At 55.4% G+C, this 20,965-nt stretch carries 18 protein-coding genes and 5 pseudogenes; 12 read left to right on the top strand and 11 right to left on the bottom strand.

The genetic code is table 11. The features are described from left to right. Window positions 1-3 precede the first annotated feature (3 nt). From FS804_RS09555 to FS804_RS09535, 5 genes are read right to left on the bottom strand one after another with little or no spacing between them, the layout of a single operon-like run. Window positions 4-870, bottom strand: coding sequence for a fumarylacetoacetate hydrolase family protein (locus tag FS804_RS09555; protein ID WP_144576403.1), 867 nt, complete (start codon window positions 868-870; stop codon window positions 4-6). A gap of 9 nt (window positions 871-879) precedes the next feature. Further along, complete coding sequence (locus FS804_RS09550; RefSeq protein ID WP_144576402.1) at window positions 880-1,566, bottom strand: DUF4286 family protein; 687 nt, start codon at window positions 1,564-1,566, stop codon at window positions 880-882. Between the two features lie 8 nt (window positions 1,567-1,574). Further along, on the bottom strand, window positions 1,575-2,324 hold the full coding sequence (locus FS804_RS09545) for an SDR family NAD(P)-dependent oxidoreductase (protein WP_144576401.1): 750 nt from the start codon (window positions 2,322-2,324) through the stop codon (window positions 1,575-1,577). A 60-nt stretch (window positions 2,325-2,384) separates the two neighbouring features. Beyond that, entirely contained in the window at window positions 2,385-3,374 is a 990-nt protein-coding gene (locus FS804_RS09540; RefSeq protein WP_144576400.1) for an ABC transporter substrate-binding protein, read from the bottom strand. A 32-nt stretch (window positions 3,375-3,406) separates the two neighbouring features. Continuing rightward, the gene (locus FS804_RS09535) at window positions 3,407-4,210 is read right to left on the bottom strand and encodes an ABC transporter permease (RefSeq protein ID WP_142170326.1); all 804 of its coding nucleotides are present in this window, start codon (window positions 4,208-4,210) and stop codon (window positions 3,407-3,409) included. Between the two features lie 130 nt (window positions 4,211-4,340). Between FS804_RS09535 and FS804_RS09530 the strand changes: the two genes are divergently transcribed. Together FS804_RS09530 and FS804_RS09525 are read left to right on the top strand one after the other, a co-directional pair. Continuing rightward, window positions 4,341-5,150, top strand: coding sequence for an ABC transporter ATP-binding protein (locus FS804_RS09530; protein WP_144576399.1), 810 nt, complete (start codon window positions 4,341-4,343; stop codon window positions 5,148-5,150). Between the two features lie 113 nt (window positions 5,151-5,263). Continuing rightward, window positions 5,264-6,034 (top strand): IclR family transcriptional regulator, encoded by a 771-nt coding sequence (locus FS804_RS09525; protein ID WP_144576398.1) that lies wholly within the window; start codon window positions 5,264-5,266, stop codon window positions 6,032-6,034. Between the two features lie 81 nt (window positions 6,035-6,115). On the opposite strand, the gene FS804_RS09520 is transcribed toward FS804_RS09525, so the two are convergent. The 3 genes and pseudogenes from FS804_RS09520 to FS804_RS09510 all read right to left on the bottom strand — a co-directional run bounded on the left by FS804_RS09520 (window position 6,116) and on the right by FS804_RS09510 (window position 10,052). Then, window positions 6,116-7,879, bottom strand: a complete 1,764-nt coding sequence (locus tag FS804_RS09520; RefSeq protein ID WP_144576397.1) for an ABC transporter ATP-binding protein — start codon at window positions 7,877-7,879, stop codon at window positions 6,116-6,118. Window positions 7,880-8,217: 338 nt separating this feature from the next. Then, a pseudogene (locus tag FS804_RS09515) lies at window positions 8,218-8,906 on the bottom strand (IS5 family transposase); the annotation flags it as partial. A gap of 15 nt (window positions 8,907-8,921) precedes the next feature. Then, window positions 8,922-10,052: pseudogene (locus tag FS804_RS09510) on the bottom strand (IS3 family transposase). A 401-nt stretch (window positions 10,053-10,453) separates the two neighbouring features. On the opposite strand from FS804_RS09510, the gene FS804_RS09505 reads away from it, so the two are divergent. The 9 genes and pseudogenes from FS804_RS09505 (at window position 10,454) to tnpB (ending at window position 18,004) form a co-directional block, all read left to right on the top strand. Beyond that, window positions 10,454-11,923 carry a UbiA family prenyltransferase gene (locus tag FS804_RS09505; protein WP_144576396.1) on the top strand — a complete coding sequence of 490 codons (1,470 nt, stop codon included), beginning with the start codon at window positions 10,454-10,456 and terminating at the stop codon, window positions 11,921-11,923. After that, on the top strand, window positions 11,920-13,257 hold the full coding sequence (locus FS804_RS09500; protein ID WP_246665865.1) for an FAD-binding oxidoreductase: 1,338 nt from the start codon (window positions 11,920-11,922) through the stop codon (window positions 13,255-13,257). Before FS804_RS09505 ends, FS804_RS09500 begins: the two co-directional genes overlap by 4 nt. A gap of 10 nt (window positions 13,258-13,267) precedes the next feature. Beyond that, window positions 13,268-14,005 (top strand): SDR family NAD(P)-dependent oxidoreductase, encoded by a 738-nt coding sequence (locus FS804_RS09495; protein WP_246665864.1) that lies wholly within the window; start codon window positions 13,268-13,270, stop codon window positions 14,003-14,005. Next, a complete protein-coding gene (locus FS804_RS09490) occupies window positions 14,005-14,937 on the top strand; it encodes an NAD(P)-dependent oxidoreductase (protein WP_144576394.1) in 933 nt (310 codons plus the stop codon). The genes FS804_RS09495 and FS804_RS09490 overlap by 1 nt, the downstream gene beginning before the upstream one ends. Window positions 14,938-14,949: 12 nt before the next feature. Then, window positions 14,950-16,233, top strand: coding sequence for an NAD(P)/FAD-dependent oxidoreductase (locus FS804_RS09485; RefSeq protein ID WP_144576393.1), 1,284 nt, complete (start codon window positions 14,950-14,952; stop codon window positions 16,231-16,233). Beyond that, a complete protein-coding gene (locus tag FS804_RS09480; RefSeq protein WP_144576392.1) occupies window positions 16,230-16,643 on the top strand; it encodes a GtrA family protein in 414 nt (137 codons plus the stop codon). The genes FS804_RS09485 and FS804_RS09480 overlap by 4 nt, the downstream gene beginning before the upstream one ends. A 347-nt stretch (window positions 16,644-16,990) precedes the next feature. Beyond that, a pseudogene (locus FS804_RS09475) lies at window positions 16,991-17,248 on the top strand (transposase); the annotation flags it as partial. Window positions 17,249-17,363: 115 nt separating this feature from the next. Next, complete coding sequence (locus tag FS804_RS09470; protein ID WP_186376748.1) at window positions 17,364-17,711, top strand: transposase; 348 nt, start codon at window positions 17,364-17,366, stop codon at window positions 17,709-17,711. After that, window positions 17,708-18,004 carry an IS66 family insertion sequence element accessory protein TnpB gene (gene tnpB / locus FS804_RS09465; RefSeq protein WP_144576390.1) on the top strand — a complete coding sequence of 99 codons (297 nt, stop codon included), beginning with the start codon at window positions 17,708-17,710 and terminating at the stop codon, window positions 18,002-18,004. Before FS804_RS09470 ends, tnpB begins: the two co-directional genes overlap by 4 nt. A 231-nt stretch (window positions 18,005-18,235) precedes the next feature. Here the strand turns inward: tnpB and FS804_RS09460 are convergent, their stop codons facing one another. Both FS804_RS09460 and FS804_RS09455 read right to left on the bottom strand, forming a co-directional pair. After that, entirely contained in the window at window positions 18,236-19,105 is an 870-nt protein-coding gene (locus tag FS804_RS09460; protein WP_144576389.1) for an IS3 family transposase, read from the bottom strand. Beyond that, window positions 19,102-19,524, bottom strand: a complete 423-nt coding sequence (locus FS804_RS09455; RefSeq protein WP_144576388.1) for a transposase — start codon at window positions 19,522-19,524, stop codon at window positions 19,102-19,104. The genes FS804_RS09460 and FS804_RS09455 overlap by 4 nt, the downstream gene beginning before the upstream one ends. A gap of 215 nt (window positions 19,525-19,739) precedes the next feature. On the opposite strand from FS804_RS09455, the pseudogene istA reads away from it, so the two are divergent. Next, a pseudogene (istA, locus tag FS804_RS09450) lies at window positions 19,740-20,746 on the top strand (IS21 family transposase); the annotation flags it as partial. Here the strand turns inward: istA and FS804_RS25135 are convergent. After that, window positions 20,637-20,933, bottom strand: a pseudogene (locus FS804_RS25135) (transposase domain-containing protein); the annotation flags it as partial. The pseudogenes istA and FS804_RS25135 sit on opposite strands and share 110 nt — an antisense overlap. Window positions 20,934-20,965 lie beyond the last annotated feature (32 nt).

Genomic DNA, 20,965 nt, shown 5'->3' with positions numbered 1-20,965 from the left:
CGCTCATGTCTCCTGATAATCTCGCGCGCCGAACGCTGTCACGATTTGGCGCTGTCTGCCAAGGCCATCAATGCCGAGTTCGACCACGTCGCCGGCTTTAAGGAAGACGGGCGGTTTCATTCCGAGGCCCACACCGGGCGGCGTGCCGGTGGTGATCACATCGCCTGGCATCAGACGCATGAAGCGGCTGATATAGGAAACCAGCGTTGCGATCGGGAAAATCATCTTGGACGTCGAGCCTGTCTGCATGCGCTGGCCGTTAACGTCCAGCCATAGGTCGAGATTTTGCACGTCGCCGATTTCATCCGGCGTCACCAGCCATGGTCCGAGAGGACCGAATGTCGGTCCGCTTTTGCCTTTCGTCCATTGGCCGCCGCGTTCGATCTGGAAGGCGCGTTCGGAGACATCATGGCAGACGCAGAAACCCGCAATTACGGAGAGTGCATCCTCTTCCCGCACATGATAGGCCGGCTCACCGATAACGAAGGCGATCTCGACTTCCCAATCGGTTTTTTCCGAATCCTTCAGAAGACAGATCGGATCATTCGGGCCGGAAATGCATGACGTGTGTTTGTTGAAAAGCACAGGCTCTTCAGGGGTCGGCGTATTCGTTTCCAGCGCATGGTCGATGTAATTGAGGCCAACCGCCACAAAATTGCCGACAGAACCGACGCAGGGACCGATCCGCACATCAGATGGTACGGCCGGGAGCGAAGAAAGATCGATTTTTGTCAGTTTTGCAAGGGAATTGCGCGAGAGGGTTGTCCCGGCTATGTCGGTGACGATCGAAGAAAGATCGCGGATAATGCCCTCGGCGTCGAGCGCTGCCGGCTTTTCTAGGCCGATGGGACCGTAACGAAGAAGTTTCATTCTGTTTTCCTATGCGGCTGATTGCTGAAGAGCATTTTCGCCAAGCGCAAATTCAAGGCGATAAAGTCCGACCTCCACGGGTCCGACAAGGTCGGCGCTTGAGAGTTTTCGTGCCAGGTCGTCTGCGGCATCGGACACGGAGGAGGCCGAGCCGCCTTCGGTCATGATGATCCAGTTGGGCACGCCAACTTGACGGCCCTTGCGTTCGGCGGTTTCGAGGCTGCTTGCGCCACTGTCTGCAATGCACAGATGGGCGCCGCTGATGCCGTTCAGCTTGCCTGTTTTGCAGAGAGCGTCAGTCAGCATGGATCGGATTGTCGCCCTGTCGTTGTCGGCGACGTCAAAACGAAAAGTGGCGATGAAGCCGCCGTCGCCGCACCCATGGGAATAGTCGGTGTTGCAGACACCGCGTGTCGTGTTGCGAAAGTCTGCGGTGGAACGCTTTGTCCAGGGGGTGGGATTGTTCAGCCGATCAAGATAGGGCTGGCCGACCAGCACCTGCGCATCCGCCGCCTCATAGAGCGTGAAATACTCAGGTACTCCCTGCTCGGCGATATAACGGCGTCCGCGCAGGAAACCTGGTATCGATACCCGTTCGGGAATGTGTTCGCGATTGTGCCATTCGATGAAATTATCGCGGCCTTCCGGCAAGATATCGTTCCAGATGGCGACGACGGCCTTTCCCAAGAGAGACATTGGTTACCTCAATATGTTGCGCGACCGCCGGACAGGTCGAAAACCGCGCCGGTCGAGAAGCTGCATTCGGAAGAAGAGAGCCAGGCCACCATATTGGCGACTTCGGCGGGGTCGAGAAAACGCCGCATGGGAATGCGGGAGAGAATATCGTCCAGTCGTTCCCTCGGGGCATCAACACTCATTGCCGTCATGGAGGCTGCAGGCGTAATGGCGTTAACGAGAATACCCGCTGTCGCCAGTTCCTTGCCGAGGCTTTTGGTCATCGCCACCAGCCCCGCCTTGGCGGCGCTGTAGGCGGCTGCCTGATGCATGCCTTCCTTGGCCTGGATGGAGGCGACGTTGACGATGCGGCCGAAATGGCTTTCTTTCGCCGTTTCGATCATCAGCGGCACCAACGCGCGGCAGACAAGAAACGACCCGAACAGATTGACGTCGATGATCCTGCGAAACTCCTCGACCGGAATTTCCCACAAGGGCGCGACATTGCCGACAATGCCGGCATTGTTGACGAGAATGTCAAGCTTGCCGAACCGTTGTTGCAGATCATTGGTGGCGGTTTCGATGCTTTGTGCATCTGTGATATCGACGCCGGCATGCGGCAGGTTGGCAACGTAACCGCTTTTCACAGCTGTCGGCAGATCCCAGTGAACCACTGTGACGCCGCAGTCCTGTAACCTCCGGCTGATCGCGGCACCGAAGCCGCCGGCAGCACCTGTAACGACCGCCACCCGGCCTTCAAGATCATAGTGTTTGGACATGTTTGAAACCATTGTTCCGCATCAAGCCCGGCAGATCTGCCGGGCTCTCGGCGTCTGCAGTTATTTTGCTATCAGGCTGTTGGTGAAGAAGGCATCTGCCGACATATCGGTCTTGATGTCCTGATATTCCTTCATCAGATCGAGTGTCTGCTGCCAGTCTGCGGCGGCCATTTCGCCGAGCGGCGCAGATGGGGCAGAGGGCGACGGCAGAAGTTTGAGCGAGACTTCCAGCTGCTCTTTCAGAAGCTTGTGATCGCCGGTCGGCTTTTCGTTGACGGCTGCAGCAACTGCCGCGTCAGGATCTGCTTTCGCTGCCTCTATGGATTTCAGCGACGCCGCCACGAAGCGCTTGACCAGGTCCTGATTGCTGTCGATCAACTTGGTGTTGGTAACAATCGTCAGGCCCTGCGTGTTCACGCCCAGCTCCGCAAAAGAAAATACCTTCTGCTCCAGACCCTTTGAATTGAGAACCACGACCTGGTTTTCAAGCCCGCCGAGAATGCCCGCGGCGCGGTCCTGCATGATGGCGATGATCTTGCCGGGTCCATCCACATTCAGAATATTGACCTTCGACGCATCAACGCCGTTCTTTTTCCAGATAGCGGGCAGGAGGGCGAGTGAAGCTTCGCCGGCGCTGGCCGCGACCGTCTTGCCCTCCACATCCTTGATGGATTTTACGCCGGAATCCGCGCGAAACGTCATGGCGTAGGGTGAGGTGTTAAGCAGACCGAGCACGGATTTGACCGGTGCGCCTTTCGAAGCGCCGGCAATGACGCTGCCGCCATCGGCGATGCCGAACATATCGCCACCAGTTGCGACCGACTGGACCGTGCGCGCCGAGCCCTGGCCTTCGCCGATCTGAAGATCGATGCCCGCCTCCTTGTAGAAACCCTTTTCTGCACCGTAATAAAAGATGGTGTGGACACCGCTCAAAAGGAAATTGAGGCGGAGTGTGACCTTGTCTTCAGCCGCAGCTGACTGAATTCCTGCCAGACCAACGGCAAGCGCAATCGCGCCGCCCGCAAGCGTTTTTTTCATAATATTGAACATTTTATCCTCCCGTTTTTAATTGAAGTCCGAATTCAGGTCGCGCTTTTCCCGACAGTGAAGTCGTCACGGCGCTGCGAAACGTGCCAGGGGATCGCGAAGCGTTCGATCATTTCCACGATGCCGTAGAGAAGAAGGCCGAGAAGGCTGAGCACGATGATGACGGCGAAGGTCATGCTGGTATTCATGTTGCCGTTATAGTTCAGCAGCAGGTATCCAAGCCCGTTGTCGGAGGCAACGAATTCCGCCACCACGGCCGCCGTCGCAGACAGTGCCGCGGCCACCTTGAAGCCGGCAAAAAGCGAGGGCAGGGCGCCTGGCAGTTCCACCTTCCAGAAAATCTTCAGTCGTCCGGCGCGATAGCTCTTGGCGAGATCGTAGACGTCAGGTTCGATGGACTTAAACGCGACGATGGAATTGACCACAATCGGAAAAAAGGAAAGCAGGAAGACCAGCAGGATTTTCGACGGCAGGCCGAAGCCGACCCAGATGATGAAAAGCGGTGCGATGGCGATCTTGGGGATGATCTGCAGGATCACCAGCAGCGGATAAAAGATCGCCTCGAATGCACGTGAATAAACGACCAGCAGGGCAAGCAACGTTCCCATAACGACGGCCACGAGGAAGCCGAGCACCATGGGCTGCAGCGTGTAGAGCGATGCGGTGAAGACAATAGGCACATTGTTATAGAGGTCCGCAAAGACCTTGCTGGGCGCCGGCAGGATATATTCCGGAACATTCAAGAGACGCACCGCGATTTCCCAGACAATGCCTGCGCCCACGAGGCTGCCTACGGTGTGGGCCTGTCCTTTGACGGCACCAATGACTTTCGAAAACATGCTTCCTCCCGAATTGCCCGCTCGTTGTCGGACAATTTTATATTATTGGAACAATGTTCCATATGGACTGATGTTTCGTCAAGTGCTATTTCGGAGGTAGTGAAAGAATGAAACGCAGCGGGAGGAACGTATGTTGCAGAAGAAAAACGAAAGGACCGGTTATGAACCCGGCGTCTTGCTAAAGGGCGTCAGCAAATATTTCGGGCATGCAGACGCGCCTGTCGTGGCATTGGAAAAACTCGACCTGACGATTGGTGACGGGGAGTTTGTCGCGATTGTCGGCCCATCCGGCTGCGGCAAATCGACGATGATGCGGCTGATCTCCCGGCTTTCGCACGCCAGCACGGGGGAGATCTCCGTTTTCGGCGACGTTTCCAAGGAACCGCCGCCCGGTATGAGCATCGTTTTTCAGAATCACGTACTTCTCGCTTGGCGAACGATAATCGACAATGTGCTGTTCCCAGCCGAAATGACCGGGCGGAACCGCGAAGAATTGCGGCCGCATGCACTTGCGCTTCTCGAATCCGTCGGTTTGAAGGATTTCGCCGATAGGTATCCGCATGAACTTTCCGGCGGAATGAAGCAGCGCGCATCGATCGCCCGCGCTTTGCTCCTGCAACCGCGTCTGTTGTTGATGGATGAGCCCTTCGGGGCATTGGATGCGCTGACACGCGAACAGATGCGTATCGATTTGGAAGCGCTCTGGCTTAAGAATCGAATGACGGTCGTCTTCATCACACACTCCATCGATGAAGCGGTTCTTCTTGCGGATCGCGTCATCGTCATGACCCCGAGACCTGGGAGAATAGAGAGGATATTGGATATCGACATGCCTCGGCCGCGTGGGCTGGCGGCGCGGCGGGAGCCGGAATTCATCGAGAAATCCGAGGAGATTACCGATATTTTCCTTTCGCGCGGCATTTTGCAACGCCATGCCTGAAACGAACGGACCTTTCACGTATCCAAAGAGGAAGACGCGAAAGGCATGCATCTTCCTGATGAAGCGTTGTCTTTTGATTGAAAATCGCGACGCATATGCGACCGGAGAATGAAATGGACAGGACGATCAATGTACCAAGCGGCGGCGTCGAGCGAACGATCGCCATGCTGGAGCTCCTCGCCTTGGCCGAGGAACCGCTCAAACTATCCGATGTCGCTCATCAACTCGATATTCCGAAGAGCGCATGTCATCGCATCCTCACGTCCCTGATCGAGAATGGCTGGGCTTGGCAGAGCCCCGAGAGCGATTGCTACGCGCTGACCATGCGTATGGCGCTGGTGGGCCAGAAACAACTGGCGCGGCTGCAGGTCTCGGATTTACGTCAGCCGATCCTGAATGCGCTCGCCGAACGGACCCGCGAACTCGTTCGTTTGACGGCTGTGCAGAATAATACGCTTGTCTGGGTCGGCTCCGCTCGCGGTCGCCGCTCAGGGCTGGTGTTTGAACCCGATATGAGCGCAGGCATCGTACCCTATGCGACGGCGAACGGTAAAATATGGCTGGCGAGCCTGGAGCGGGAGAGGGCGCTGAGGATCGCCCTTGAAGCCGGGCTCGGCCAACCCGGCCAGCAGGCTGCCAACGCCATCAATACCATCGAAGCGCTGAACCAGGAACTCGATGCCGTTGCAGGTCTTGGTTACGGCCGAGCAGTTGGCGAAGCCGAAGAGGGAGTGGGGGCAATTGCTGTCGCCATTCGCCAGGGGAAAGAAGTCGTGGGAACCATGAGCGTGGCGGCGCCGCTGACTCGTCTTACGGATGAGCGTGTGGCGGAGATATTGCCGCTTCTGGCAAGGGCTGCGAGTGACATGGAAATCGCCTGGTAGCTAATTCGGCTCTTTGGACCCAAGCTTAAGATAGCCGAAAAGCAAATTCGGGCGGCAGAGCCGCCCGATTTTATTTTGGTCTCAAGCAACGTCGGCGTCGAACTGGATGCTGTGGAGCCGCTTGTAAAGACCATCGTTCGCCAACAATTCACGCCGGCTGCCCTGTTCGGCCACTTCACCATTATCCATGACGACAATCTTGTCGGCCCGGTTGATGGTGGAAAGCCGGTGGGCGATGACGATGGATGTCTTGTTGAGCGTTAGCCGCTCTAGGGCATCACGCACGAGAGCCTCGGACTCGGAGTCCAGTGCACTTGTCGCTTCATCGAGAATCAGGATATCCGCGTCTCGGAGCATCGCGCGAGCAATCGCCACACGCTGTCGCTGGCCGCCAGACAGGCCGGAGCCGTTTTCGCCCAGCCTGGTGTTGTATCCGTTCTGCATCTTCATGATGAAATCATGCGCATTCGCAGCCTTTGCTGCCGCTATGATCTCTTCCTCTGTCGCATTGTCGCGGCCGACGGAAATGTTGTGCTTGATCGTTCCGGAGAACAGGAATGTTTCCTGACCGACATAAGAAACGTGTTCGCGCAGGCTGGCAAAGGAAACATCGCGCAGATCCATGCCGTTGATTTCAACGGAGCCGTTCTGCGGATCGTAAAGACGCATCATGAGGTTGATGATCGTCGACTTGCCGCTGCCAGAGGGGCCGACCAGCGCCGTCATCTTGCCGCCTTCGAATAGGACGCTGACGTCGTTAAGAACAGGCTGGCCCGGCACATACTCGAAGCTGACGTTCTTAAGCTCGACATTGCCGCTTGCTTTGGGAAGCGGGACTGCGTCCTTCTTTTCGGTCAGCGTTAGAGGCGCGTCCAGCACCTGAAACATCATGCGCACGCCTATCATCCCGCCCTCGATCTGCACGCGCATCCGAGCAAGCCGTTTGGCAGGCTCGTAAGCAAGGAGAAGAGCCGTGATAAAGGCCATCAGATCGCCGGGGGAACCGCCTTTTTCGAGCACAGTGTAGCCGGAGACAGCAATTACCACTGCAATGGCGAGGCCAGACAGGGTTTCCATGATCGGGCTGGTCGCGGCCTCCAGTCTGGCTATGCCATTGGCTCGATGTTCGACATCGGAAACCGCTTTGTTCATGCGTTGCGCCATCAGCTTCTCTAAGGAAAAAGCCTTGATGACTCTCACGCCGATGCTGGTTTCCTGGACGACATTGACGATTTCGCCCAATGAAGCAAGTTCCGCCTCCATGATCTTTCGGACGCGCCGCAGCACGAGACGAACGCTGAAGATTGCCAAAGGACCGATAATCATGGAAATCGCGCTCAGAAGGAAATTCTGGGCGAACATCACGATGATCAAGCCGAGGAGGGAGAAGAGGTCGCGAACGAACGACGTGACGATTGTGTCGATGACGCTGCGGGCAGCTTGGGCGTTGTAGGTCACGCGGACCAGAAGTTCCGAAGATGGCAAATTTTGGAAAAAAGATACGCCTTGCTTGAGGAGCCTATCGTAGATTTTGCGCTGCTGCTCGGCGACGATGCTATTTCCCGCCTTGCTGAGGTAGTAGCTCTGAACAAAGGTAGCAAGACCCTTGACTATGAAGATGGCTGCAACTGCAAATGCAATCTCGAGGACGACATCGAAACCTTGTTTCAGGTAGACGCTGTTGACAATATCACGCATTATCCACGCGCTAAGAGATGTCATGCCAGCGACAACGAGCATCGCCGCGATCGCCGCAGAATACCAGCCGACGTGTTTTTTGAAGTTTTCCTTAAATAGCCGCGTTAACAGCTTTTTGTCGTCTGGCGACAAAAATGATCCGATCACTGCAATATCCTTGCGAATTCAAGATAAATATCGTTCCGAAGCAAGACCTGCTCACCACCCCATGGCAAAGGTAATTGTAGTGTCACCTAGTCAGCATGTCACTCGTATTCACCTTGTTGCATCATCCATCCGCGCTGCACGGAGATTTACGGAACTCGGATCAAGATAGTTCGGCAACGACATGCATACAGGGGGACCAAAGTCCCTTCCAAGCTACGCGCGGCCCCCATTGGTGCGTAGGAAATAGTCTTCCTCATTCTGTCTGTCAATATCAGCGCTTTGGCCCCGTGCGCGATCATCCTTCCGTGTTTGGTTAGGTTACGGTCAGGCCTCGGTGATCAGAGCCTAAAGATAGCGGTTGCAGCGAGAGCGATGGCCAAGGAGAAGGCCATTGGCACCTGTCGTTGCGCGTAGCTAAACGCCGCCAGTCTTTGAGACGCCCGAACATGATCTTCATCGGGTTGCGCTGTGTGTAGCAGCGCTTGTCGTATTTGACCGTCTTGTTCAGGGACTTCCTACCCGGAATGCAGGGCGCGATCCGTTCGCCTGTAAAGCGTCACGAACCCAGTTGGCATCGTATCCACGGTCGGCCAGTAGCCATTTGGCTTTGGGAAGTTCGTCAAGCAAGGCGGCAGCACCGGTATAATCGCTGACCTGGCCTGCCGTTATGAAACAACTGATCCGGCGACCGATCGCATCCGTTACGGCATGAAGCTTGGTGTTCATGCCGCCTTTGGTGCGTCCAATCAGGCGGCCCGCGCCCCTTTTTTACACTCAGGCTGGAAACCGTACGGTGAGTCTTGAGATAGGTCGCGTCGATCATAATAGTCTTTCGCTCCGGTGCTTCAGGCACAGCCAAGCCTTCCATCATCTTGAGAAAGATGCCCTTATCACCCCAGCGTTTCCACCGGGTATAAAGCGTCTTGGAGGGGCCGTATTCCTTCGGCGCATCGCGCCACCTGAGACCGTTGCAGTTCACGAATATGATCCCGCTCAGGAGACGCCGATCTGAATCGCCCCGCGTTTTGTAGACACCCTCAGGTTAGGTTTTCTGCTGCTTTTCGAACTCGACGGGCGACAGCATGTCGTTTCTGACATGTTTGCGCTTCGGGTTGTAGAACATCTCGATGTAGTCGAACACGTCTTGCCTGGCTTCGTCTCTTGAACGATAGACCTTTCGGCGTATCCGCTCCCGCTTCAACAGATTGAAGAAACTCTCAGCCACGGCATTGTCGTGGCAGTTGCCCCGTCGGCTCATCGAATGAACCAGATTGTGATGCTTCAGGAACGATGCCCAGTCCATACTGGTGAATTGCGATCCCTGATCCGAATGCACCAGAACCTTTTCCTTTGACTTTCGCCTCCAGACAGCCATCAGCAACGCCTGCAGCACAACATCCGTTGTCTGACGGCTCTGCATCGACCAGCCAATGACGCGGCGGGAATAGAGATCGATCACCACCGCGAGATAGGCGAAACCCTCGCAGGTTCGGATGTAGGTGATGTCGGTGACCCAAGCCTTGTCTGGAGCCGCCACGTCGAACTGCCTGTCGAGCGTGTTATCGATGAGAATGGAAGGCCTGCCGCCGTAAACTCCGGGACGGCGCTTGTAGCCGATCTGAGCCTTTATCCCGGCAATTCGCGTCAGACGCGCAACCCGGTTAGGGCAGCATGTCTCGCCCTGATCGAGCAGATCGTCATGAAGCTTGCGATACCCGTAGACCTTGCCGCTCTCTTCCCAAGCCGTCTGGAGCAGATCGATTTGTCGCTTGTCCTCGCAGGCACGCTTGCTCAACGGCATCCGAAGCCAGGCATAAAACCCGCTGGGATGGATGCGCAACAGGCGGCACATCATTCGCACCCAAAAAGCGCTGTTGATGCTGGGCAACGAACGCGTACTTCACTTTGCATCCCTGGCGAAATACGCGGTCGCTTTTTTTAATACGTCGCGCTCCTCGGTGACCCGCGCCAGTTCCTTTTTGAGTTGCCTGATCTCTTCGGATTGGTCGCTGGCCTGATTGCCAGACGAAGAGGAAAACTTCTTCTTCCATTCGTAGAGCGAGTGCTGGCTGACACCCAACCGCTGCGAAACTTCCGCAAGCGGATAGACCCGTGCCGTGATCTGACGCACCGCGTCGCGCTTAAACTCTTCGCTGAAATTCGATTTACTCATGATGCTCTTCTTGCCTCAAAATTAGGAAAGAAGGCGTCTACAAATCTTGGGGCTATTCAAAACGCATACATATCGAGCGGCTGTTGAGTTAAGTAATAAAGCGAAAAAAGGCAGATATACACAGTGTCGCAAGTGCTATTAGCACCAGACGTTGATCGATGATTTTCATTATAAAACTTCTGCCTCTGCTTCAAACTCGCTGAGCTATCCCGTTTGGGCCGAAAATTGTCAAGCTGGTTGCATACCGGTCGGTTATGGGTTGGCGATGTCATATCCACGCCCGCAGCGTTACTTGGAAAGGGCCTGCTGGCGCATTTCCAATTCTGCAAATGAGCGGATAGCAATCGGATGGTTATTTTCGTATAGGCTGTAGCGACGCGACGCGAGAGAGCAAGGGCATTATGAGTTTAAACCTTTCACCAGAAAGACAGAGTTCGACAGCTGACGAGGCCCGGTCCGCTTTACCCATCGTCGTTGATTTGGATGGAACGCTTCTTTTATCGGATACGCTTTATGAGGCTGCGGCACTCTCATTGTTCCGAAAGCCTTTCGCACTGCTGTCGGCGCTGCCAACCCTTTCACGTGGCCGCCATGTCCTTAAAGCCTCCATTGCTAAACACTTGGATCTCACTTCGCTTGTTTTGCCCTTCAGGGAAGATCTGGTGAATTGGCTGCGCCAGAAAGCAGGTGAGGGGCACGCTCTGCATTTGTGTTCTGCTGCGGACCAGTCGATCGTTGATGTTGTTGCCGCAAAGGTTGGAATATTTGAATCCGCAGTTGGATCCAGCCAGAGCAACCTGAAAGGCCCTGCTAAAGCGAGCTATCTGGCCTCCCGTTTTCCAGAAGGGTTCATCTATGTCGGCGATAGCAATGCGGATTTGTCGGTTTGGGATGCGGCGGATGCGATAGTGTTGGCTGGGGCGAGTAGCGTCGTTGCTGCAAAGGCCAGGAAGCTGAACAAGCCCGTGATTGCCGAGTTTTCCACCGCGCCCCTCGGTGTAAAAGAGTTTTTGAAGGCCATTCGTGTCCATCACTGGACAAAAAACGTTTTGATCTTTGTTCCGCTAATTCTCGCTCACCAATGGTCAAACGCATCTTTGATTGTCGAAACGCTTCTCGCATTTGTCTGTCTGCTGGCGGTGACCTCTGGTACGTATCTCTTGAACGATATTGCCGATCTGCATGCAGATCGACAGCATTGGTCGAAACGCAGCCGAGCTATGGCCAGCGGCCGCTTGTCGCTCAGATCTGGCTTCGCGCTTGCAGTAGCACTTATTTTCGCGGGCTTTCTTGCAGCAGGTCTGCTTTCGTTGCAATTCGCTTCAGTGCTTTTGGGTTACTTTGTTGTCACAGGCGCCTATTCACTTGGGCTTAAGCGTATTCCTCTGCTCGATACGCTGATAATCGGCCTCCTCTTTACATCACGTGTGGTGATGGGCGCTGTTCTGTTAGAGCATTCGCGTCCGGCTTGGCTTCTGACATTTGCTGTTTTCTTTTTCTTTTCCCTCGCCGTTGCGAAACGCCATACCGAGATTATTCGTGCGTCCACCAGCGGCGCCGCGAGCCTTAAGAGCAGAGGTTATGAGGTAGGGGATGCGCCGCTCACACTTTCACTCGGCGTGAGTGCGGCGATGGCGTCGCTTGTCGTTCTGGTTATTTTTATGCTGATGGAAATGCTGGCGGGCAATGACTATGCGCGTCCAGAATTTCTATCCGCCATTCCTGTCCTGTTGTCGATATGGCTAGGCCGTATTTGGATATTGGCTCACAGGGGGAGGATGAACGACGATCCCGTCAGTTTCGCCATCAGGGACAATGTAAGTATCGGTCTCGGCGCGGCCATTGCGATTGTTTTTCTGGTGGCGTTATGAGCCGTTTTGCGTCCGCTTTTGGAGTTAGTTCGTGGGGCGGCGTGCTCAGGGCCCGGCATATGCTGTCGCGGCCGACCTGGCGAGACGAATTGCCGTCATTGATGAATGAGGCTCTTAAGCTGGATATTCCCTTGTTAGCGTGTGGTCTGCGTCGTTCCTATGGCGATAGCGGACTAAACCCGAACGGAGGGTTGATCGACATGACTTCCCTTGACAGGGTGGTTCACTTCGATCCCGAAACAAGGCTCCTGCGTGCAGAGGCAGGTTTGTCCATCGACACCATCCTCAGGATCATTGTTCATCGGGGGTATTTTATACCTGTCACCCCCGGCACCCGTTTTGTAACGATAGCCGGCGCTATCGCAAACGACGTGCATGGTAAAAACCATCACAGAACCGGCACAATAGGCCGTTGGGTAAGGCGCCTCGGCTTGTTGCGATCCGATGGAGAAGAAATCGAGTTGGCTCCGGACGACTCGACCGGGCTGTTCGCCGCTACCGTCGGCGGATTGGGGCTGACAGGGCTGATAACATGGGTCGAGTTGGAAGTGATACCCATCCAGAGCGCTATCATCGACGTTGAAAACATTCCATTTGGCAATACAAAGGAGTTTTTTCACCTTGCCGAGGAAAGCGAGGCAGATTTCGAATATAGCGTCTCCTGGATTGACTGCCTTTCTGGCGGAGACAGGCTGGGGCGAGGAATATTTACGCGTGGAAATCACGCAAAACTTGGTTCCCGTCTGCTGGACAGCGGCAATACAGCCTTCACCATGCCCGTTAGTTTGCCGGCTGTGGCGATGAATAGCTATTCTATTCGTGCCTTCAATGCCGCTTACTTCTATCGGGGCAGCAATAAAAGCGGGAAAAGCAGGGCTGGTATTTATCCTTTCTTTTATCCGCTGGACTCGATCGGCCGCTGGAACCGCATGTACGGTAGGAGGGGCATGTATCAATACCAGTCCGTCGTCCCCCCATCTGTGCAGGAAGACGCGACGAATGAGATGTTGAAAACGATTGCCGCGAGTGGACAGGGCTCGTTTCTTGCTGTCCTTAAGACATTCGGTTCAATCCAGTCGCCCGGACTTCTTTCGTTCCCGCGCGAGGGGACAACTCTGGCGTTGGATTTTCCGAATCGGGGAGAGACGACGCTGAAGTTGATGGATCGGCTGGATGCTATTGTAATGGAAGCTGAAGGACGGCTTTATCCTGCCAAGGACGGAAGAATGCCGGCCAGGGTATTCCAGGCAGGCTATCCGAACTGGCGTCTCTTCTCAAAACATATCGATCCGGTTTTTCGTTCAGGTTTTTGGACGCGCGTGAGTCAGGATTAAAGGAAAGAAATTGCGAATTATTTTCTTGGGAGCCACTTCCTCGATCGCTATGGCGACAGCGCGTATTTATGCCGCCGAAGGCGCATCCATTGTGCTTGTCGGTCGCGATAGGGGCCGTCTGGAACAAACGTCGGCCGACTTGAGTAGCCGAGGTGCAGGGCGGATCGAGATTGCTACCTGTGATCTCGCAACACCGCATGACGCTGCTGGTCAACTGCGGGCTTTCGCTGACCAGATCGGCGGAGTCGATCACATTGTCCTGGCCTATGGCATTCTGGGTGATCAATATGACGCTGAGCGCGACGCAGGAATTGCGGAAGAGATATTAAGGGTAAATTTCAATTCCGCTGCCGCCTGGTGCCTGGCGTCTGCAGATTTGCTCGAGCGTCAGGCGAGGGGCACGTTGGTAGTTATTGGATCGGTTGCGGGAGATCGCGGGCGGCGCGCCAACTATGTTTATGGCGCAGCAAAGTCTGGACTGGCCGTGCTTGTGCAAGGGATTGCACACCGTTTCGCCAACAAAGGGCCGCGTGCTGTCTTGGTGAAACCTGGTCCGACGATAACGCCAATGACAGAGGGCATGAACAGGAACGGCCTTCTTTGGGCGCGACCGGAGCAGATTGCGGCGGTGGTTCATGCCAGCGCGCTTCGCGGGGGGGCAATCGCTTATGCGCCCGGATTTTGGCGCTACATCATGCTGATTATCCGCAATATCCCCAGCCGCATCTTCAATCGGATGGAGATCTAATGAGAAAGATTCTTGTAACGGGCGCTGCGGGTCTGGTCGGCCAAAATATAATTGCGCGCCTTAAGGGTGTCGAAGGGCTTAAGATCGTCGGCATTGACAAACATCCCAGCAACACAGCTTTGCTGCGCCAGTTGAACCCTGAAATTGAAGTCATACAAGCTGATCTGGCCGAGCCTGGGGAATGGCAAGAGGCGTTCCGGGGTGTCGACGTCGTTCTGCTCAATCAAGCGCAGATCGGTGGTTTGGACGAACGCGAGTTCATAGAGAACAACGTTACCGCGACGGAAAACATCGTAGCGGCGATGCGGAAGCACAAAACGCCTTATTTCGTGCATATCTCATCTTCGGTTGTGAACTCAAAAGCCGATGATTTCTACACGCGATCAAAGACGGCGCAGGAACAGTTCATCGATACAGTGACGGACATTCCGCACGTGATTTTGCGGCCTACACTGATGTTCGGCTGGTTTGACCGTAAGCACCTAGGTTGGCTTCGCCGCTTCATGGATCGCGTGCCGGTCTTCCCGATTCCTGGTGACGGCAAGTTCATCAGGCAGCCTTTATATGTCGGGGATTTTGCGGCGATCATCATCTCTTCCATGGAGAAAATGCCCACAGGTACCTACGATATTTCTGGGCTGGAGCAGGTGTATTATGGCGATCTGATTAATCTGATCCATACGACGGTGAAGCCGAAGGCCCGGATCATTCATATCCCTTACACGTTGTTTTGGTGGCTTCTTTTCGTGTACGGAAAGTTGAGTTCCAAGCCACCTTTCACAACGAGCCAACTTGAGGCACTCGCGATACCCGAAACATTTCCAGTCATTGATTGGCCGACGGTCTTTGGGGTGGAGGCCACTCCATTGCGTAACGCAATCACCGAGACCTATCTGCACCCGACATACAGCAAGATTGTGTTGGATTTTTAGGAGACAGTACCAATGAGCCGCATTGTGGTGATCGGGGCGGGGGCCATGGGGCTTGCCGCAGCACATCGCGCCGTAAATTTGGGGCACGAGGTCGATTTGATCGAGAGCGACGCGGTAACCGGTGGAATGGCCGCCCATTTTGATTTTGGCGGATTGTCGATCGAACGTTTTTATCATTTTGTCTGTAAATCCGACGAGCCGACCTTTGCGCTGATGCGGGAACTCGGCATCGCCAACCGGATGAAGTGGCGTGGAACGTCAATGGGTTACTTCATGAAAGGGAAAATTCATCCCTGGGGCGATCCTATCTCCCTGTTACGGTTCCCGCATCTCAGCTTGATCGCAAAATTCCGGACGGGGCTTCAAATGTTCCTGACGACGAAAGCGCGCGACTTCTCCAAGATTGAACACACGACTGCGCGGCAGTGGCTTGAACAGGGTTCCGGCAAAGAAGTGTATGCCACACTTTGGAAGCGTTTGATGGAATTGAAGTTCTACGAGCTTGCCGACGATATTTCCGCCTCCTGGATCGCAACGCGCGTGCGTCGTATAGGCAACTCCCGGCGCTCGATATTTCAGGAAGAACTTGGATATATTGACGGTGGAAGCCAAGTCTTGGTCGATGCGCTTGTCGAAGCCTATACGGAAAAAGGGGGACGCCTGCATCTCGGCGCTGCCGCCGAACGAATAGAATGCGCGGATGGCAAGGTGGCAGGCGTACGGACGAAGGAGCGGTTCTTTCCCGCCGATGCTGTCATTTCCACCCTGCCGACGCCATTGGTCTCCCGCTTAGTGCCTGATCTCCCCGAAGCGTCGAAAAAGAAATACGATGATATTCGCAATATCGGCGTGGTTTGCCTTCTCTTCAAACTGAAGAAGTCCATCAGCCGCCATTTCTGGATCAATATCGTTGATGATACCATCGAGATACCCGGGCTGATTGAGTTTTCCAATCTTCGCCCTGTGCGCGACACTGTCGTTTATGTGCCGTATTACATGCCGAAGACGAATCGCAAATGGAGTTGGAGCGACCAGCAGTTTATTGATGAGGCTTTGGCATACATTAAAAAAGTAAATCCCGATGTAAGTGACAACGATCTTATCGAAGCCAAAGTTGGCCGGCTCGCCTATGCGCAGCCAGTTTGCGAGCCAAATTTCTACGATAAATTGCCGCCTGTTCAGACTCCCATTTCGGGGCTTCAGATTGCCGACACTTCCTATTATTATCCCGAGGATCGGGGCATTGCGGAAAGCGTGAGGCTTGGCAGAGCAATGGCTGAAGCCGTGCCGAAATGAGATCGATTTCCGGAATGATCTCATCACCTTTCGTTCGCTTCGTATTGTCAGGCGGTATAGCCGCTGGCGTTAATGTTCTTTCGCGCGCAGCGCTATCCACAATCACCAGCTATTCTGCTGCAATCGTGATAGCCTACCTCATCGGCATGACAACGGCCTATGGCCTCATGAAATTATTCGTTTTCGAGGAGTCAGGTCGTCGACCTGAGGCGGAGTATCTGCGCTTTGGTTTAGTGAATATCGTTGCGTTGGCCCAAGTCTGGCTCGTGAGCGTTGGATTGGCCAAATGGCTGTTCCCACTCGCTGGGTTCAGTTTTCATCCAGAGGCGGTGGCGCATGTGATTGGTGTGCTAAGCCCGGTCGCGACGAGTTACGTTCTGCATAAGTACTTTACGTTTTCCACCAAGTGAGTCAAAAGTGACGTAGGATGTCGAGCGCACCTCGTATTGCCCGACGAGAAGGCTACTAATTTTGACCTGATGAACTCTCACGGGCCCCATTTTCGAGCGTCTGCCGTCCGAAAAATAAGCTCGCGGTCGGAGGTATCGATAATGAAGGTCAGACGACTTCTCCAATGCAGCAAGTGAACTCGAGACCGTCGGGGCATCAGCGTAGGTTGTGGAGTGCCCCGTTTCGCCTGACATCTCGGCCAGATTGGTTTAGCCTGATGAACTGCCGAGGGGGAGTGAACTGCCCCCATTTCGACCGTACAGCGGCATAAGCAAAAAGGCTCAAGCACAGGCTTGGGTATAGGCTTATGTCTAACGATTATCGACACGTTGAACTGCTGACGGGTGATGTTCGCCGCAGGCGGTGGACAACCGCGCAAAAGCTGACAATTATTGAGCAGAGTTTCGAACCCAGCGAGACGGTATCTTCGACCGCTCGCCGTCATGGCGTCGCGCCCAATTTGCTTTATCGGTGGCGCAGGCTCTTGAGCGAGGGAGGTGCTGCAGCCGTGGATTCTGACGAGCCGGTTGTCGGCAATTCGGAAGTGAAGAAGCTGGAGGGTAAGCGGCAAGGGTACTCCATCTGGCGGGTCTGATGCTGAGTAAGGTATTTCGGGCATACGAGTTCTTTGAATGTGATGATCTATGTCTAGACCTGCGGCTAGCCTTGGATTGATGCGAATGATCGAGGCGGTGCCCGATCGCCTCGACGGGTCGCCGCGACAGTTGCGGCGGTTCTGGTCCGACGAATTCAAGGTCACAGCGGTTGAGCAGGCCTGTCAGCCCGATGTGAACATGTCGGCAGTGGCGCGGCAGATCGGTATCTTGCCGTCTCAACTCTACCGCTGGCGTAGAGAACTGTTGGGCAGTGATGAGTCTGGACTAGCAGCACCAGTTGATCCGCAGAGCGTCGCACCTGACCCCGACCCCGTCGTCGAAATCGACATTGACGGTATCGTCGTGCGGGTCGGCGGGCATGTTGAAGAAGCGCATCTGCAGCGTGTCATCCGAGCGGTTCGCTCAGCATGATCCCCGCAGGTGTAAAGGTCTTCCCGGCCAGCCATCCCATCGACTTCCGCAAAGGGCCGGACAGCCTGCTGTCGCTGGTGCGGGACGCTGGCAGTGATCCGTTCAACGGCTCGCTTTATGTCTTCCGAGCCAAACGGGCCGACCGGATCAAGATCGTCTGGTGGGATGGATCCGGGATTTGCCTTTACGCCAAGCGGCTGGAGAAGGCGCAGTTTTGCTGGCCGCGGATAGGCCACAACCGAGTCCAGCTCAACCATGCCCAGCTCATGGCGCTCGTTGACGGCATGGACTGAAAACGGGTGCGTTCGGTGGCGGTGAAGCCGCCGGAGATTGTTGGGTAAATGCCTGCGGCAAAGTGAATCAACCGCCTGAAAGGACAGGAAAACCGTAGCAAAATATGCTCTAATAGACGTTATGACTGCGGGTTTCGGTAATTCGCGGACAGGGATTCCATTAAATCCCGGACAGCGATGGAGTGCACCCCCAGGGTGAGACAAGGAAAATCGCGGACAGTTTCCCCTCTTCTATGCCGCATTTCCAATGTTGGCGCGACAAGAATGCTTCAGTTCGTATTCCTCGGGAGTAAGATAGTCGAGCGCCGAATGTAGGCGCTGGGTGTTGTAAACAGTGTCGATGAAGACGCCGATCCGCTTGCGTGCATCATCTACGTCCCTATAGGCGAGACCTTGCACCTCCTCTTGCTTAAGGGTCTTCATGAAGCTCTCCGCTTTTGCGTTATCATAGGGGTTTCCGACGCGGCTCATGCTCGGCTGGATGCCGTGACGATGCAAAAGCTCCGAGTAAGCCCCACAAGCGTATTGGACTCCCCGGTCGGAATGGTGAACCAAGCTGCCCAACTCGGGTTGACGATCAGTAATTGCCATCTCGAGCGCCTCGATGGCGAGGCTTGCCCTCAGATGCGTGTCCAGTGACCACCCGACCACTTTCCGGCTGAATGCGTCTAGCACAACAGCAAGGAAAGCAAATTCCTCAGCCAGATGCAGGAAAGTGATGTCGGCAACCCAGAGCTGGTCGACGCCATTCAGGATCATTCCCTTGGCAAGGTTCGGCACAACCCTCCACCCATGTTTCGAATGGGTGGTTCTCGGAACGAATGGACGAGAGCGCAAACACAGCAGATTATCCTCGCGCATGATCCGCAAAACGCATTTGTGATTGACTTGCCATCCCTCCCGCCGCAGCAACGCAGCGATCCGCCGATATCCATAATGAGCATTGCCCAGAACCAGCTTTTGAATGAGATCGCGCAATCCGGTCTCGGCCCTACGAGGGGCGGAATCGAGCCAATGGCGATAATAACTCGCGCGGCTGACGCCGGCGAGCCAGCACATTCTATCGATGTTAAGTTTGCCCTGCGGCAGATCAGCCATCATTTTTTCGATGACTTGGAAGACGCCGTTCCGCCAGGAGCGCTGCTCCGACGACGAGCTTCCTCGAAGTGCCGCAAGGCTTCGCGAAAAAAATCGATGTCCAATTGCTGCTGGCCGATTTTCTGCTCCAATTCCCTAACCCTGCGTCTAGCCTTGGTCAGCGATTGTTCTTGAGGGGAAGGCGCGATCATAGCGGTCTGCAATGGCGAAGCACCGTCAACAATTGACACCACGCTCGGGGGTCGACCTCGCCGTCGTGAACTCAGATCGCCGTAGAGCCTGAGATGATCTCGCCACTCGTAGAGCCGTTGGCGGCTAACGCTGGCCTCGTTCGCCAGCTTGCTGACATTCTCGCCGGCTTCCATGCGCTTAAGAAGCGCGAGCTTTTGGTCTTCATCAATGTTGTTTTGTCGTAGGGCCATGCACGGTTTCCTCTCGGTGTGGGGAAACTGTCCGCGATTTTCCTTGTCTCACCCTGGGGGTGCACTCCAGCGATTTCACTAAATCCGGGACAGCATTTCCGCTAATTCCCGGACAGCGAGTCCGGTAAATCCCGGACAGTCTTTCGGCAAAAAGATCGACTTTCGCACGCGCCGTTTTGCCATTCTGGACCTCGATTTGAACGAGGGGCTGATGAATGGCGAGACGGAAGCAGGTGAGACTTACTGACGTGAAGGACATTCGATCGATATTGCGACTGACGCACGAACAGGGGCTTTCGGTTCGTGCGATATCGGAACGGCTGAAGATCAGCAAAACGACCATTTCGACCTACCTGCCGCGGGCGCGTGAGGCCGGGCTGACGGGCTGGCCGTTACCGCCTGGGCTGGACGATGATGGCATTCTGCAGCGCCGCCTGTTCCATCGTCGCGGCCGTCCGCCCCAGGACATGCACGAACCCGACTGGGGCAAGATCGCCAGTGAATTGAAGCGGAAGGGCGTGACACTGACGCTGTTGTGGCAGGAATATCGCGAACGGCACCCAACGGTTACGGATACACGTGGTTCTGCGAGCGGTTTGCCGCTTTCGAGCAGCGCGCCAGCGCCACCTTCCGCAATCGCCACACTGCCGGCGCGGCGATGCAGACCGACTACGCCGGCCAAACCGTCCCGGTGATCGATCCGGTGACGGGCGAAATCCGGCTGGCGCAGATTTTCGTCGCGGTTCTGCCAGCCTCCTTGTACACCTTCGCCTATGCAAGCTTCACTCAACGGTTGCCGGACTGGATCGAGGGTCAGCAGCTGGCGCTGGGTTTCTTCGGTGGCGTGACGAAAGCCATCGTCTGCGACAACCTCAAGGCCGGCGTTGCCAAGCCCTTGTGGTTCGAGCCGACCATCAACGCCACTTTTGCGGCATTCGCCGAGCATTACGACACGACGATCCTGCCGACCCGTCCGAAACGGCCGAAGGACAAGGCCAAGGTCGAAGGCAGCGTTCTCATCGTCGAGCGCTGGATCCTGGCGCGGCTGAGAAACGACCGTTTCTTCAGCCTTGTCGATCTCAACGTGCGGATCAGCCAGCTTCTCGACGGTCTCAATAGCCGGCCGATGCGCCGGGTTGGCAAATCCCGCCGGCAGCTCTTCGAGGAGATCGAGCAAGACGCGCTTGCGCCCTTGCCGGCAACGCCATTCGAATATTCCGAATGAAAGTCGGCAAAGGTTCAGCGATGCGGGCGAGAACGTCGGCCAGCCATACCTGCGGATCGATGTCGTTGAGCTTTGTTGTCATAATCAGTGCGGCCATGAAGGCCGCACGATCTGCACCGCGGTCTGATCCGGCGAAGAACCAGATGATATGACCGTCCTTGGCGGGGGCAGCGATCCCTCGCAAGATGTTTTAGCGCCAGAGGGGCGCTAAAACGG

This window comes from Agrobacterium sp. DE0009, assembly GCF_007680755.1.
GTDB classification, from domain to species: domain Bacteria; phylum Pseudomonadota; class Alphaproteobacteria; order Rhizobiales; family Rhizobiaceae; genus Agrobacterium; species Agrobacterium tumefaciens_B.
Note: the sequence above shows the minus strand (reverse complement) of the source record. Positions and strands in the feature narration are given on the sequence as shown.